13 protein-coding genes are annotated in these 16,157 nt (G+C 42.4%); 5 read left to right on the plus strand and 8 right to left on the minus strand.

From position 1 onward, the window contains the following. Nucleotides 1–300: 300 nt before the first annotated feature. The 4 genes from BCU94_RS11965 (at nucleotide 301) to BCU94_RS11980 (ending at nucleotide 4,098) form a co-directional block, all read left to right on the plus strand. Entirely contained in the window at nucleotides 301–2,280 is a 1,980-nt protein-coding gene (locus BCU94_RS11965) for a heme lyase CcmF/NrfE family subunit (RefSeq protein WP_102476506.1), read from the plus strand. Further along, on the plus strand, nucleotides 2,277–2,753 hold the full coding sequence (locus tag BCU94_RS11970) for a cytochrome c-type biogenesis protein CcmH (protein WP_241903470.1): 477 nt from the start codon (nucleotides 2,277–2,279) through the stop codon (nucleotides 2,751–2,753). The genes BCU94_RS11965 and BCU94_RS11970 overlap by 4 nt, the downstream gene beginning before the upstream one ends. Next, complete coding sequence (locus BCU94_RS11975; RefSeq protein WP_102436891.1) at nucleotides 2,746–3,330, plus strand: TlpA disulfide reductase family protein; 585 nt, start codon at nucleotides 2,746–2,748, stop codon at nucleotides 3,328–3,330. The genes BCU94_RS11970 and BCU94_RS11975 overlap by 8 nt, the downstream gene beginning before the upstream one ends. A gap of 189 nt (nucleotides 3,331–3,519) precedes the next feature. Next, on the plus strand, nucleotides 3,520–4,098 hold the full coding sequence (locus tag BCU94_RS11980; protein WP_102476507.1) for a nucleoside triphosphate pyrophosphohydrolase family protein: 579 nt from the start codon (nucleotides 3,520–3,522) through the stop codon (nucleotides 4,096–4,098). 86 nt (nucleotides 4,099–4,184) lie between these two features. Here BCU94_RS11980 and BCU94_RS11985 read toward each other — a convergent pair whose 3' ends face one another. The 7 genes from BCU94_RS11985 to BCU94_RS12015 form a co-directional block, all read right to left on the minus strand. Then, nucleotides 4,185–5,201, minus strand: a complete 1,017-nt coding sequence (locus tag BCU94_RS11985; RefSeq protein ID WP_102476508.1) for a hypothetical protein — start codon at nucleotides 5,199–5,201, stop codon at nucleotides 4,185–4,187. 140 nt (nucleotides 5,202–5,341) lie between these two features. Continuing rightward, a complete protein-coding gene (locus tag BCU94_RS11990; RefSeq protein ID WP_102476509.1) occupies nucleotides 5,342–6,238 on the minus strand; it encodes an alpha/beta hydrolase-fold protein in 897 nt (298 codons plus the stop codon). 35 nt (nucleotides 6,239–6,273) lie between these two features. Then, entirely contained in the window at nucleotides 6,274–7,164 is an 891-nt protein-coding gene (gene ubiA, locus BCU94_RS11995) for a 4-hydroxybenzoate octaprenyltransferase (protein WP_102476510.1), read from the minus strand. A gap of 116 nt (nucleotides 7,165–7,280) precedes the next feature. Next, on the minus strand, nucleotides 7,281–9,449 hold the full coding sequence (gene uvrD / locus BCU94_RS12000; RefSeq protein WP_102476511.1) for a DNA helicase II: 2,169 nt from the start codon (nucleotides 9,447–9,449) through the stop codon (nucleotides 7,281–7,283). Between the two features lie 142 nt (nucleotides 9,450–9,591). Further along, nucleotides 9,592–9,945: a RidA family protein gene (locus BCU94_RS12005; RefSeq protein ID WP_102436903.1), complete on the minus strand. Its 354-nt coding sequence runs from the start codon at nucleotides 9,943–9,945 to the stop codon at nucleotides 9,592–9,594. A 186-nt stretch (nucleotides 9,946–10,131) separates the two neighbouring features. After that, complete coding sequence (locus tag BCU94_RS12010; protein ID WP_241904105.1) at nucleotides 10,132–10,806, minus strand: hypothetical protein; 675 nt, start codon at nucleotides 10,804–10,806, stop codon at nucleotides 10,132–10,134. Nucleotides 10,807–10,875: 69 nt separating this feature from the next. Continuing rightward, nucleotides 10,876–13,080, minus strand: a complete 2,205-nt coding sequence (locus BCU94_RS12015) for an LruC domain-containing protein (RefSeq protein ID WP_198590882.1) — start codon at nucleotides 13,078–13,080, stop codon at nucleotides 10,876–10,878. Nucleotides 13,081–14,395: 1,315 nt separating this feature from the next. On the opposite strand from BCU94_RS12015, the gene BCU94_RS12030 reads away from it, so the two are divergent. Further along, a complete protein-coding gene (locus tag BCU94_RS12030; protein ID WP_102476513.1) occupies nucleotides 14,396–14,818 on the plus strand; it encodes a GNAT family N-acetyltransferase in 423 nt (140 codons plus the stop codon). Between the two features lie 31 nt (nucleotides 14,819–14,849). Here BCU94_RS12030 and BCU94_RS12035 read toward each other — a convergent pair whose 3' ends face one another. Beyond that, a complete protein-coding gene (locus BCU94_RS12035; protein WP_102476514.1) occupies nucleotides 14,850–15,968 on the minus strand; it encodes a glycosyltransferase in 1,119 nt (372 codons plus the stop codon). Between the last annotated feature and the right edge of the window lie 189 nt (nucleotides 15,969–16,157).

The raw sequence follows: 16,157 nt of genomic DNA on the forward strand, positions 1-16,157 counted from the left end.
ATTTTTTATATAAAAATGCCATTTTTTTTATCTATGAAAAATCATAAATATGTTTTTTACAAAATAAAAATATCTCAATATTAAAATTAGCAAAATTATTAAGATCAACCTCACAGAAAAATATCCTCAACATAGATAACCTTCAGTTGCTTCTTATTTAATTGATGATATAAGTCGATAGAAACAAGTCGTTTAAAGACAACAAAACGTCTAATTAATATTGATATAACTTTCTCATTAACAAAATAGGTTTATTTGATATTAATTATCAACCCCTCCACACAATATATAGGTAATAATATGATTCCAGAGATTGGACATTTACTGTTAATAATAGCCGCTGCGTTATCATTATTATTAGCCGTTATTCCTATGGTGGGTTTATATAAGCGTAATGCTTATTTAATTAGCTATTATCGCCCTATCAGTAATATGATGATTAGTGCTTTTTTAGGTGCGATTATTTGTTTAGCTATTAGCTTTATTAGCAATGATTTTTCAGTAGCCTATGTCGCTGATCACTCTAATACTCAGTTAGCCACTTTCTATAAAGTCGCTGCTATCTGGGGCAGCCACGAAGGCTCAATGTTATTTTGGGTGAGTGCTATCGCGTTATGGACGGTTATTATTGCCAATACTCATAACAATGAAGCTGATCATGCTTTCTTTATCCGAACAATTTCAGTGCTAGCAGCTGTGATCTGTGGCTTTAGTTTATTCATCATTTTCACCTCAAACCCATTTGTTAGGTTATTACCCAACTTCCCTATCGAAGGTCGAGACCTCAACCCTATCTTGCAAAACATCGGCTTAATTATTCATCCACCGTTATTATTTCTAGGTTACGTTGGTCTCACGGTGTGCTTCGCTGCGGCAGTTGCTGCACTCATGGGAAAACAGTTCACACAACAGCATGCGCGCTATTTACGTCCTTGGGCTATTTTGGCGTGGGTTTTCTTAACAGGGGGTAATGCGTTTGGTTCTTGGTGGGCATATAACGAACTAGGCTGGGGTGGTTGGTGGTTTTGGGACCCGGTTGAAAATGCCTCTTTTATTCCTTGGCTAGTTGCCACTGCATTAGTCCACTCAGTGGTGATGACTGGACGCTTCGGACAATGTAAAAAGCTCACCTTGTTTCTGGCTATTTTAGCATTCTCATTAAGCTTACTGGGCACTTTTATCGTACGCTCAGGTGTGGTGCAATCCGTTCATGCATTTGCTGCGGATCCAACTCGTGGTATGTCAATACTGCTATTGTTGGTACTGTTTTCTGGTAGCGCCTTAGCACTTTTTGCCACTCGGGCTCAATATATACAATCTACCGATAAGTTTGCCTTAATTTCACGCAATAGCTTGATATTAATCGGCAACTTGTTACTGGTTATTGCAGCTTTATCGGTACTACTAGGTAGTTACTATCCGATTATTTACCGAGTTATTACTGGCGTCACCATCTCTGTAGGCGCTCCTTATTTCAACAGTATTTTTGTCCCTATCCTGGTACTACTCAGCTTATTAATGGGGCTAGCCCCTCTACTGCGTTGGCAACAAGATAGCGCTAAGAATCTGAAAGTGCCTGCGTTTTTGCTAGGTATCTCAATCGTATTAGCAGCAATCATCAACAACTCATTTGAACAAGCAAATGCTTGGTTCTTCATCGGTTTAATGTCTGTGACTTGGTTAGTGCTCACATTGATCATTGCCATGATCCAGCATCAACTTCATACCAGTTCAATAACACAGACTCGTCGATTTTATGCTATGTGTGTCGCTCATCTTGGCGTCGCAGTGGCTATTTTTGCAGGCTCTGTTGTATCAAACCTTGAGCAAGAAGAAGTGTTGAGCATGGGCCCTAATCAAGGGCGAACACTAGCAGGTTATACCTTCGTATTTGAAAACACCCAGCAAGTTTCAACCAACAGTTACGATGCGCTACAAGCCAACATTCGTATTATGGATGAGGAAGAAACGACGGTAGGTTATGCCTACCCGCAACGTCAAACCTTTAAAACTAACGGCATGCAGATGTCTGCAGCAGGAGTCTATTCAACCTTAGGTAAAGATTTATATGTCTCAATGGGCAACCAGCTCAACGACACAGAGTATTTAGTGCGTATCAGTTACAAACCTATGGTGAATTGGTTATGGATTGGCGCAATCTTGATGATGTTAGCAGGCGTATGGGTTGTCATAGCTTGCCGTGACAGCACTGCATCAAAACACTCACCATGTCGCACTAATGATCAGAAAACATCTCGACTAGAGGAGGCAACCTCATGACCCCATTCTATCGAATGCTCCACCGCATGTTCAGCCCTATTTCAGTGGCCATATTAACCGTGTTATTGATATTTAGCGTGCAAAATGTCACGGCTTCTGAGGCATTATCCCACCGAAATTATTCTGCTGATGAAAAACGTCAACTTGGTTTTGAAATTGCCCAAGAACTGCGCTGCCCAGCATCTGATAATCGCAGTTTATTTGATTCGGAAACCCAAATAGCAAACGAGCTTAAAGGGCACATATTTCAAAAACTCGATCAGGGTCAATCCAAACAAGAAATCATTGATTTTATGGTAGCCCGTTTCGGCGAACGAATCCGCTATCAACCTAGCCTGCACTCAGGCACGTTAGCTTTATGGCTCATCCCAATTGGGTTGTTTTTTTTCACAATAATCGGTGGTATCGCTTGGATTATTAAACAACCCCAAACGCCAATTAAACTCCATTTAAACGAGAATGAATATGAATAAATTAATGCCAATCACGTTACTGCTTTTAACTGGCTGCGTTACTTTTAATGCTGCTGCAAAGCCTGTGGATGTGAAAGTCTATGAAACGGGTGAACAAATAGAGAAACCTATGGTGATGTCGCGTTTTGTTGAGCTGCGAAATGCGCGCAAAATTCAAGACATTGACTTTAGCGATCAGCAACAAAACAAGGTCAACCTAGCACAACACCACGGCAAGCTAGTCATGGTGAACTTATGGGCAACTTGGTGTGCACCGTGTATCAAAGAAATCCCAGCGATGCAGGCAATTAAAGAGCGAAATCAAGATAAAGACTTTGCACTTGTGCCAATTTCTATTGATGAAAATCCAGATGATATAAAACCCTTTTTCGAACAACATGGTTTTGATAATTACGCGACTTGGATTGATCCTGACAAGAATGTTGATTACATCATGCCTGCAGATTTACTGCCTGCTAGCTTTATTTTAGACGGCAAAGGAAACCTAGTCGGCTTTGTTCGTGGATACATTGATTGGACAGATGAAGGTATCCAACCTTATTTAGATGGTCTGATTGAAAAATACGCCCATCGATAATTAATTTGAAAGTTTCATCATCACAAAAGGTTGTCTATTAACCTCCGCCTAACATCCCTGATTCATCCTAGGCGGTTTTTTTATTCACAAACGGTGTCCCTGTGCAATTGGGCCGCCGTTTATCTTGAACAAGCCCTGTCAATTCATTACCATATTCGCCTATTTACTACTTTCTAGGCTTACTTAATAATGAAGTTATCTGTTTTAGACCAAACCATTTTTGACCACTTGTACCGTGATATCAAAGAATTTCGCAGCACCTTTGATTTACCTATCGAAAATGCATCAAGTCTAGATGACAAAGCCGATACCCTGCACACTTCACTTATCATTGAAGAGCTCACAGAGCTTGCTGAAGCGGATTGCCACGTTGAACAAGCTGATGCCATCGTTGACTCTGTTTACGTATTAATGGGCCGTTTAGTCCACTTAGGCGCAGCAAAAGTTAGTGACCGTCTAGAAATTAGTTATTTAATTGATTTATTACTGTCTGTTGCTAAAAACCGTGAAGTTAACTTCATTGAATGCTGGGATGAAGTTCACTCTAGCAACATGAGTAAAGTGTGTAGCAATGAGCAAGAGTTGAATGAAACCATTGCTCACTATGCTAAACAAGGTGTTGAAATCGTGGGCAGCACTAAGGGTGAATTCATCATCGCTAAATGCGCTAAAGATGTTGAAATGGCCGGTAAAGTGGTTCGCCAAGGTAAGGTATTAAAATCCGTTTATTACCGCCCAGCTGATCTCGAAAAATTAGTAAAAAACTAAACAACCACTAAATCAGTTGTTAACCAAAAAATGCGTCCACAGTGGACGCATTTTTTATGGGTTACGTTTAGTGTAAATATGAATTTTTAAGCCGCTTCAGACTGCTCAATATCAGTTAGTGCCGCGACCACCTTTTCTGGTTCAGCCACATTAATATGCACCACAGTCAGCTTTTCAACTAACTGCCCTAATCCACCAAAATACCATTGTGGCGTTTTAAAACGGATAGTGAGATTAGTCTGCTCACCTCGCCCTATTGATAATTCGTCATCGACAACCTTTTTGGTTGCTTGATTCACTGCAACCGTTTCAATCTCGTTAATATCGATCGCCATAAAACCCCAAATAGCATTATTAACCACTAATCTATCGCGGATTATATAAAGTGAATAGTGGCGTGATATACGGTAATTAGCCACCAGCATTACCAAGGTTAAACTGATGATTGAAGGAACAATAATCGCCGCTAACTCACTCCAGTTAACCAAAATCATATAGCTGGCAACACAGCTAGTTAAACAACCGATAAGCATTAATAACAAATGCCAAGGCTTGGCACTCAATAACTTAATGTGGCTAATGGCAGTGGGGTGATTGCGTGAAAACCATGGGATAGCGTAATACCAGTTAGTCGGCTCTCCAGCGACGATGAAGGCGATAGACAAAGCCTTTTCATCTTCATCTGCGTACACCTCAACCGCACTCACTCGTGGATCGCCCTTGACCTTTCTGACCTTCAACAAACCGCGAATGATAGTGAAAACCAGAAATGATTCAATGATCAACAACACCCCAATAATGGGGTACTTTAACCAAGCTACAAACTCAAAATAGTCGGCGATATCTGCCGGAAAGCTCAGCCTCGCCACCAAGCTGCTGGTACTTAAAATAATAATCAGCTTCCACCATTTCTGGCTGCCTTTTTTGATAATGCAGTACCAATATGCCAACGGTATTAAGCCAAAGTAGCCGATAGCGATAAGGCTTAGTCTTAGCTCGTCATTAGCAGTCGCTAGGGATTCTGGGGTTAACTGCACGCCAATAGTAAACAGTACTATCGCAAAGGCTAAAAACAGCAGTCGGTACTTAACTATGGGTCTCATATAACAATCCTTGTTATTGTTCTATAACTTAAAATTATGTTTATAACTTATGTTTATGGCTTATGTTTATGGCTTATGTTTATGACATAGGTTTATTGCTTAAATGTCTTATTTTTTGATAGAACCATTATTGCGCCTAATCAGTGACCACTAACCCCCGTTTTAGCATCAAACAGCCAGTCTAAGCCATAGATCGCCGACATCGGAAACGCCATACTGTGATTGGCTACAGGCATTAGCATTAACTTGGCATTGATACCTGAACCATTAGCTGCAGTTAAGCGATTTTTTTGTTGTAGCAGCAGATAAAATGACTTGGCATCTGCCACCATATCTTGCCCAAACTCGCTGTTTTCTGCCGTTTCTAACTCTCCGACACCAATAAATACATTGGCATTTATTGATTTAGTGATAAATTCCGGCTCGCGAAATTGCTTTAGTAACTGCTGGTTATCAAACCAAAATGGCGGACTCGCCAGTACATAGTTATTAAATAATGCGGGCTTATTACGTAAGATATAGGCGCCAAACAAGCCCCCTAACGCATGGCCAACATAGGTGTTTTGCCATGGCTGAGTGCGGTAGTGCTGATTCATATAAGGGATAATTTTATTGGCAAACAACTGCATGTGGCGCTGGGCCTCACCGGTGGCTTGGGTTCTGTTAGTATCAACTGACGGGGTGTAATCACGCATACGACTTGCTGCGGGGCTGCGGCCTTGCTGTCCTGATACAGCCACTAAAATAGCCTGCTGCATATCAGTACGGTCCATAGACAAACGAGTCACACCCGAGACCACTTGCAAGCTGTACACAGCATCAGTCATATAAATAACCGGATAGCTTTTTAGCTTATCAATTTGGTTATAGCTATTGGGCAGTTTGATATAAAGATTATAGGTGCGATCGCTATCCTCTACCTCAACCACTGTGGTATTCGGTATGGTAAAGCTTGCAAACGCGGCGGGCACCGCGCTTAAAAAGAGGCTACAGCATACGATACTGCGAAAAAGTATCATAAAGCGAGAAATGGTCATCAGCTATCCTTGTTGATGTAATTTTTCGCCCTATTCTACGCACTTATTGAAGAAAATAAATAATCTGCGCTCAATGCCATAAATAAAGCAAATCCGGCCCAGTTATTATTTAGAAAAGCCTTAAAACATGGCGCGCGTTCGCGACCATAAATAAGCCATTGCTGATAACTGCTAAAGGCAATAAAGGTGCTAATGCCAATGCCATACAATAACCCACGTTCCGCTGACCAACCGGCCATAATAAAACACCCTAGGGCCGCTAACTGAAACGCGGCAATCCATTGGCGGTCGTATCGGCCAAATAAAATGGCTGTGGATTTAATGCCGACTTTTAAGTCATCATCTCTATCAACCATGGCATACATGGTGTCGTAAGCTACCGTCCAACACCAATTGGCAACAAATAACCACCAAGCTTCCATGGGCACATAACCTAGCTGCGCAGCGTAGGCCATAGGAATTGACCAGCTCCACACTATGCCTAAAAACATTTGCGGCATATTGGTTACCCGTTTCATAAACGGGTACATGATGGTTAAGATAATGCCGACAACCGATAGTTTTACCACTAGCGGATTTAAAAATAATACTAAGCTAAACGCGATTAATGCCATCACCACAAATAATATCAGCGCTTCCTTACTGCTGATTTCACCTGAGGCTAAAGGCCGCATCTTAGTGCGCTCAACATGGGCATCAAGTTTTCGATCTGCAAAGTCGTTAATCACGCAACCACAAGCACGCATAACGACCACCCCTAGCATAAAGATGATCAACACCTTCACATCAGGCATGCCACCCGCTGCAAGCAATAACGCCATTAAACACGGCCACATTAGCAACAAGGTACCAATGGGCCTATCAAGGCGCGTTAAGCGTTTATAAACCGATATTTTTTGTTGTAACGTCCATGAGACTGCTGACATGGTTTACTTCACTCCTGCAATTGAAGTTGTATCACTTCTTATTTGTCATCTCGCATAACCCACGAGTGACTTTATTATTTCGCTTAGAATTATGTCCGCTCTAGTAAAAAATTACCCTAACACGCTTCAAGTTTTGCCAATGAAACCAGTAACCATTTGCTACCAAAGTCTGTAAAACTGACTTGAACACGCGCTTTATCTGCTGTGCCTTCAAAATCTGTCACTATGCCTTGGCCAAATTTAAAGTGTTTTACTTTTTGACCCACTTTAAAGCCACTGTCATTGGCAATAGATTGTCTTGGCACATTAAAACGGCTGCTCATTTTAGGCGCTGACACTGACGCTTTCATGCGAATTTCTTCAACATACTGGCTGGGGATTTCACCAATAAAACGCGATGGACTGGCATAGTCCTCACGGCCATAAATGCGGCGTGACTCAGCATAACTGATATACAATTTTTGCATCGCACGGGTCATGCCTACATAACAAAGACGGCGTTCTTCATCTAAACGATCACCTTCATCTAATGCCATTTTACTTGGAAAAATACCTTCCTCAACCCCAGCCATAAACACCACTGGGAACTCCAAGCCTTTAGCTGAATGCAAGGTCATTAGCTGCACGGCATCGGTAAACTTGTCTGCTTGGCCTTCGCCCGCTTCTAATGCTGCGTGAGATAAAAAGGCATTTAGCTCGCCCATATCTTCAAGTTCTTCTGGCATTTCAAAACTGCGGGCAGCGGTGACCAGCTCATTTAAGTTTTCGACTCGTGATTGGGCTTTTTCGCCTTTTTCGGCTTCGTACATAGCCCGTAGCCCTGAACGGTCAATGACCTTGTCGGCCATACCATATAGACTCATATCGGCAGTATCAGTGCGCATGCCAATCACTAAATCCATAAAGCCATTCACGGCATTGGCAGCGCGGCCAGTAAGGACTTTTTCTTCAATTAAGCGCAAGCTTGCCTGCCACATAGTCATTTCTTGCTGACGTGCGGTTGAGCGAATGATATCAAGGGTACGATTACCAATACCGCGAGTTGGGGTGTTAACCACCCGTTCAAAAGCAGCATCATCATTTTGATTATTGATAAGACGCATATAACCCATGGCATCTTTAATCTCTTGGCGCTCGAAGAAACGCAGGCCACCGTAAATTCGGTAAGCTAGCCCTTTATGGAGTAAGGCTTCTTCTAATACTCGCGACTGGGCATTGGAGCGGTATAAAATGGCACACTCTTCTAACTTGCCGCCGTTATTTTGCCACTCAGCCATTTTGCCAACAATAAAGCGCGCTTCATCCATTTCATTAAAGGCGCAATAAACCGCAATAGGCTCACCCGCATCGTCTTCAGTCCACAGTTTTTTACCTAAACGCTCAGGGTTGTTGGCAATTAGATCATTGGACGCATTAAGGATATTGGCTGTGGAGCGATAGTTTTGCTCCAGCTTAACCGTGGTGGAACCTGGGAAATCGGTTAAGAATTTATGTAGATTCTCAACTTGGGCACCGCGCCAGCCGTAAATAGATTGATCGTCATCGCCAACAATCATCACATTGGCTTCTTTGCCTGCCAGCACTCGGATCCACGCATATTGAATGGCGTTGGTATCTTGGAATTCGTCCACCAAGATATGCTTAAAGCGTTCTTGATAATGGGCTAATACATGGGGCTTATTGAGCCACAATTCATGGGCGCGCAATAAAATTTCAGCAAAATCAACAAGGCCAGCTCGGTCGCAAGATTCTTGATAAATTTTATAGATGTTTAATAAATTTTGCTCAATAGGAAAGCCACCCGCATCGATATGCTTTGGGCGTAAGCCTTGGTCTTTTTTGCCATTAATGTAACCTTGGCACTGACGCGGCGGATATTGCTTGTCATCTAAATTGAGACTTTTAAGAATACGTTTTAATAAACGTAACTGATCGTCAGAATCAATAATTTGGAAGCTTTGGGGTAAATTGGCATCTTTAAAGTGAGTGCGCAGCAAACGATGGGCTAAACCGTGGAAAGTACCAATCCACATACGGCCCATGTTACTGCCAACCACTTTCTCAACCCGCTCACGCATTTCTGCCGCGGCTTTATTGGTAAAGGTTACCGCAAGGATAGAGTATGGACTTTGTTGTTCGACCTGCATAAGCCAAGCAATACGATGGGTTAATACCCGAGTTTTACCACTGCCTGCTCCAGCTAAAACTAACATGCTTGAAAGCGGTGCGCCCACTGCTTCACGCTGCTTTGCGTTTAGGCCGTCTAATAATGATGATACGTCCATTGGTCCTCCCAAAAATCAAGCTGGAAGTATACCAGTTCCTAGGCGGCTGCGACTAGGAACTGTAACGGATTCTTTATGGGGATTTTATTGTGATGACTTGTGAGCTAAGTAGCGGGCTGAACTAAAACCACTGCGTAGCAATTTAAGCAATCTCAGCGGCCACTACCGAGATTTCAACCAATAATGCCTCACGGGCCATTTTAGCGGCAACACAAGCTCGAGCAGGGGCGTAACCTTCAATGACCCAGGCATCCCATACCGCGTTCATTTCAGCAAAGTAAGCCATATCTTTTACGTAAATGGTTGCCGATAACATATGCTTTTTATCACTGCCCGCCTGCAGTAATAAGGCTTCCACTTTGTCCAACATGGTTTGGGTTTGTTCGGTGATGTCTTTAGTGGCATCTTGGCAAACTTGGCCACATAAATAGATGGTGCCGTTATGTTTGACAATCCGGCTCATACGGGTTTTAGTTTCAATTCTTTCAATGCTCATGGTGCGCTCTTTTAATCTGTTAATGGCGCTATTATCAGTTAAGTCAGCTCACAATGACAACTGAGAAAATATCGCTATCCAATAACTCGCGCATTTAAGCAGGCTGTTAATCAAAAATAAAAATGCCTTGTCAGCAGTATCTGGCTAACAAGGCATAAGATTGAAATACGATTGATTATTTGAATATTAGTTAATCACTAAGACTTGTGGGTCATTGGTTAAGCTATGACTCCACTGCTGATAGATAGGCTCACTGCCATCATAAAACCATACCACTGCCATTAATGCTCGTTGATGGTTGGCCACCAATAACTCTTCAGACAATGCGCCTTCATCAAGGGCGCCACGTAATAAGCAAGATTCAAAGTTCACGCTCACTTGGGTGCCATTTTGCTGATAATCGTCACACAATGAAAAGTAACCACGCTTACTTGATGCGAGCTGCACATCAATGCTTAAAGTAAACGCCGCTTGTAGATCAAAATCGGCATCAACCACCAAGTCATCAATTGAGGTTGCTGGCGGCGTTTCTGGCTCTGTAGGTGTTTCAGGTTCCGTTGGCGTCTCAGGTGTCGTTGTCTCTGGTGTTGTATCTGTCGTGGTATCTGGTGTTGATGTCGCAGGTGTTGTCACCGCAGGCGTCGTTGCTGGTGCAGGCGAGCTATCATCGCCACCACCGCCGCCACAGGCTGTTAAAAAGCTTAATGATAGAGCCATGGCTAGGCTAGTGGCTCTTTTAGTCCCTATTTTAGTGCCTGTGTTACAAGCCGTGTTAATGCCTGTTTTCATGCCTGTGTTAATGGCATTCTTCGCTGTTAATAACGTATTTGCTGCCACTTGAGTTTGAGTTAATGTATTCATAATATTCACCTTAAAATTCCATTTCTTGCTTAAATTGATTGATTAAATTCACACTAATTACTGTCAGGGTTAATCCTTAAACAGTAGCGAGTCAGTGGCGGTCAAATACCAATAAGGTTTGGTCTCACCGCTGGCATCTGCAGCAAACTCAATAAACTCAACATAAGCGGCATCAACACGTTGTAGCTCTGCAGGGTGCTGCCATGTATCAGGCACCTCAATTGCCCAACTCATACCATTTTGGTCTTGGAAATAGTGCCCTTGTGATGCCGTTGAAGCATCGTCATGCATCCCTAAAAATCGCGTATCAAATTTATCGGTTGGTGCTTTGTTTTTCAGATGGATCTCTAATTTACGTCCTGGGTTTTTACCATCAGTAATATTCTTAGCCGCTAGGCTATGATCCGTACCTGGAGTGGCAAAAATGAATGGGTCATAGGGGAACTCAGGCATATCATCAACATGTACCGCATCAACAAACGGCACTGTCATTTGCCATGTTGCGCGGTATTGGGTGCCGCAACCCGGTTCAGTTCTGAAATATTGACAGCCATTACCCGCACTGACGTGTTGCCATAAGTCTTCAGTAAATAACAGCACCGCATTGGTTTGCCCGTCTTCAAGTGGTGAGCTGGTCTGCTTAACCCCTTGGGCGCTCCACTCAATGGCTGACTCTTGCACATTGCCGCGGCCAATATCATGTAATTGCACCGCAAAGCCATTGTGATACCAAGCGCCCATTGCCACTAATTGCGCATCAAAGCCCACGCGACGAACCATGTCATTTTTACTGTATTGGCTAATACGTAACTGCATCACCACATCGTTCATATCAAAGTCACCTTGAAAAGGGTATAAATCCTCATAAGCTAACGTGGTGTATTCTGACGATGAGGGGTAATAGCTGATAGTGATGCCGGTTTCAGTGACAGTGATAGGATAATCTTCCACTTCACCATCACTGACACCACCTGTTGGTAATAAGCTGGCCTCTGAGCTCAAACGAAAACGTGACCAGGTTGCGCCAGTTTTAGCCCAATTAGGTACGTTAATCGTCACAGTTGATGTGCCGCTACTCACTGAGCGGGCAATAATCACTTGATCTTCACTATCAAACTGACCATCTTGGCCCCAATCAATCCAGCCGTTAATATAAGCACCATCCCCTTCTACTGTGACTAATAACACCGCCTCTTCACCCACTTCAAAACCGGTTGGCATGCTGATGCCATCTTCATCATCAATACCATCACTTTCATCATCTGATAGTGGTGCAGGATAACCGTCGGACTCATTATCAATAACACTGCCTAATGACATGCCAGCAACCATATTATGGCGGGCACCATTTGAAGCAATTAGGGTACCGTAACTGTCTGGCGCATCACCAAAATCAACATTGTCTCCCACTGGCACTTCTGCTAATGCACAACGAGCACCATCATTTGAAGAAGATGACGGCCCGTATGAAAACAACTCTGCGGTAGGGTTATCACTTTCAACGTTGACCTTATACACATTGCCATCGCCGTTGTTACTTAAATAAAGGTTGCCATTAGGGTCAAAAAACTGCGCCCCAAAGGTAAAGCTACCACTGCTTTTAGTAATAACGGTTGCTAAGGTTTCAGCGGCACCTGTTGTGGGGTCAATCTTGAGTAAGTTACCTGTACTGCCGTTAGTCACTGCGTATAAAAAGCCGTTGCTTGGATGAAAGGCAAAATCTGTTACGTTGTAAGTGGCATTGGTTTTACTGCCTGGGACAATGTTCATTGGGTGATTATTGCCATCTAACGGCACAGTAAATAAGCCTTGGTTTTTACGGTAGCCATACCAAACGTTTTCATTGATGGCGACATCACCTACGTAGAAGTTACCCGCTGCAGCAGCTGAGCTGTCTTTTACGATCGTTAGTGGCTCAACTTGGTAATCTTCACCCACCTTACCCACAGTGCCATGCTGATAATCCCAGCCATAAAGGTAATTATCTGTGTAGCTGAAACCAACACCATTAAATCCTTTGGTCAGTCCCATATCAGGCGACAATACCGAATAACTACCGGTACCAAGTTCAACTCCAAAGGTTTTTGGAATGCCTGCTGGCGTTTGAATAATAAATGCTTCGGTAGGACAGGCATTGAATGGCTCAGCGGCATTGGTATTAGCACTGAACAAAGCCATGCTAGTACCAATAGCAATACTGCTTAAACCAAGAATATTGATGATTTGAGAGTGAAGTGGTTTCACGTTAACTATTGTTGTGTTTAATGTTTGCATATTGGCATCTCGCTATTCGTTATCAGGATGTACTGGGGATAATGCATAGTGGATGCCAACCTTTATTACCATTTAAATACAATAGCTTACATTAAAGGCAAGATTGTATCTCAATGCTAAAATGCATTCTGCAACGCATTCTGAATTTGAGACTTTGTGATTTTTTGGGGTTGAGAATGGTTTGATCTGTATTGTTCCAAACTCCGTTTGGATTAACGTCGTGGGTTGTCCACCCACACCCGACCAAAAGGGTATCAACAGCAATACCCTCTTGGATCACCCTGCCGCCCCTAACGAAAAATGCTGAAAAGCGCATGATTTTCGATGGGGATTGATCCAGCTTTGGACTTCGTTTGTTGCTAACTTCGGACCCTGTTTATTATAAAGAGTGAAAATGCTAACGCTTCCGATGGTGCATCCATGCTCCGCGAAAGCTATGCTCACATCCATGTGAGCATCACGCTATTTTCTTCAACGTCCTCAATTCAAATTGAGTCTTTTAGACTCTTAAATTTTTAAGTTTTCTAACTTTAGCTCTTTTAATTGCTGCCAATGAAGTCAAATCGAAGCGGTGACAATTCGGGTGTAAGCGCGGCTGTGACCGTCCATGACATGGACGTCATGGCCGAGCTTTCAGGGACGAACTTGCAGCGTGTCACAGTCGTGCTTGCACATAAGGTCGCTCTTTCACATCTGACCCATAGGGATTTGGGAAATGTCATGATAATGTCGGGAACATTATTGACCATGTGATCGCGACATTCCGTTCATCCTGAACATCCCAGCGGCAGGCAATGGATTAGATTGAAGTGATGGTCTTAGATAGGCTAGCCAACAAAAACTAAGTAAAACATTGAACTAGGCTCATAAGTTATATTAAGGTAGAACCACTTAAGGACAGAGTAAGCTAACCTCGAACGCAATCTTCGAGCACGCCATTTAGGGAAGAAAAAGCCATTAAATAATGATGTGCCTATCAACTCCCTTATAAAGTTTACTCTGACCACACTAGTTAAGGAGTTTTCATGGGTAGCATACATAATTACTATTTAGTTGGGTTCATGCTCTTATCCGCAATTTTAAATGCATTCATAGAAAATGAGAGTATCGGAATAAAGTTACTTTGCTTACTTTTATTATTCACAACTTTCATCTTTGCCTCTCTCTTTCATTCTTTAAAGGTTAAAGTTGCAAAAGAGAAAACGACGAACAAAGCACACATAATAAGCTGATTAATAGGAAAATTTAACTATTCACCCCTCAAAATTTTAGCCAACTATTTTTTGCCAATTAGTAGGGCTTTAGGAGATTTGCGATGATTTCATATCAATCAACAGCCGATCTTTATGCATCGGCAGATATTACATTTAAAAACATGCGCTCATATTATGAACACGATTCTGTAAATTGGGAACAGTCTAAGATACATGAGCAAATTGTTGACCTAGAAAACTGGGACATTCTTTACAACGCTTCGGTCGTGGGTGCAATTCGTTTAGCCTTTGATAATGATGGGTGTTATATCCGAGATTTACAGGTTAGTGAAAAATTTCAAAATAATGGTATTGGTGCAGCAGCCCTAACAGAGTGTGAACGGTTAGCAATTAAAGCTGGTGTAAATAAACTTAGGCTACGAGTTCTCAAAATTAGTCCTGCATATCATCTATACATTAAGAATGGCTTTGAGGTAGATAAAGAAGAAGATAGGTTCTTTTATATGTCGAGAAAAATCTCCTAACAAGAAATCAATCACATTAACCATTTAACACTCAACCACGCTTATCTTCCAATAGCTGCACAAATAAGCTTTTCCATGCTTGTTGAAGCTGCAGCCATTGTTGAGTGCGCCAATCCTCGATTTTGGCATACTGCTGTTTTTGACCATGATTGTCGACTTGCTCATGAACGTAAGCAGGCTCATGGCTTGATAATGGAGCGCTTGATGAGTTAACACTCGATAAGTAACGCTCAATAGCATCGGCCAGTGAGTTAACAAATTGCTTATCATCTTGGCCGCCAACCTTAGCCTCAACGATATTACCCATGTTTTGCAGTTGATGCTGACGAATTTGATCCCCCAAACCATCCACATCGGTTGAGATAATGGCTTTACTCATTGCCATAGATTCAATAAATACTAAACCAAAAGGCTCCCAGCGTGATGGAATAATTACCCCGTCACATTGGTCTAAAAAGCGAGGCACATCGTCAACCTTGCCCACCAGCTTTATATTATCAAGCTGAGAAACTAACTGTTGTAGCAAAGGTAATTGCTCACCTTCACCGGCTAACAATAATCGACACGGTGACTTAACCTGATGCATGGCTTTGAGTAATAAATCAAAGCCTTTTTGTGGATGAAATCGGCCATAGGCGGCTAACACAGGAACCCTATGATTAGCGTTTTTTGGGGAGTGGCTTTTGTTGGCGATAAAATAGCTTAAGTCTCGCCCCTGCCCTAACTGAGCGATTTTGTCTGCAGGTAATAGCTTATTAGCTAGCATCCATCGCTGCTGTGAGGGTGAAATGGACACCACTTTATTCATTAACCGATAGCTTAATTTCAGCATGAAATAGAAACGTTGCGGATGTGCAATTTGATGGCGAACAAATTGTTCGCTGTAGTGATGTTCTTGCAGGATAAATATGATCTTAGGATGACGCAATCTGAGCCATGCAATATTTAGCAGTTTGCGCCAGTTTGAGGCGCCATGAAAACAGACAATATCAGCGTCCAATGTCGTATTCTGCCAACGGCTAAAATCCAGCTGACGAATGTCAAATTCAAATGCCAAAGTGAGGATGTCAGAGCCACACAAACTGTGCAACGCAAAATTAACGCCGCCCATATTAGGGTCATCGACACAATGCAAAATTCTCGCTTTCACTCTGACTCCTTGAGCTATCAATAACCGGCTTATTAAATTAAAGCACTGTTAAAACAATATACTTGTCTCAGTTAAATCGCAAAATTTACTACGCGTTCAGCTTCAGTCCGTCGTTAAATACTTTTGCTAAATACATAATGTTAAATACATAAAAAAAGAGGCTGTGCAGGAGTATACAGTAAAAACCAT

Origin of the sequence: Shewanella sp. 10N.286.52.C2 (genome assembly GCF_002874545.1) — a bacterium.
In the GTDB taxonomy this organism is placed as follows: domain Bacteria; phylum Pseudomonadota; class Gammaproteobacteria; order Enterobacterales; family Shewanellaceae; genus Shewanella.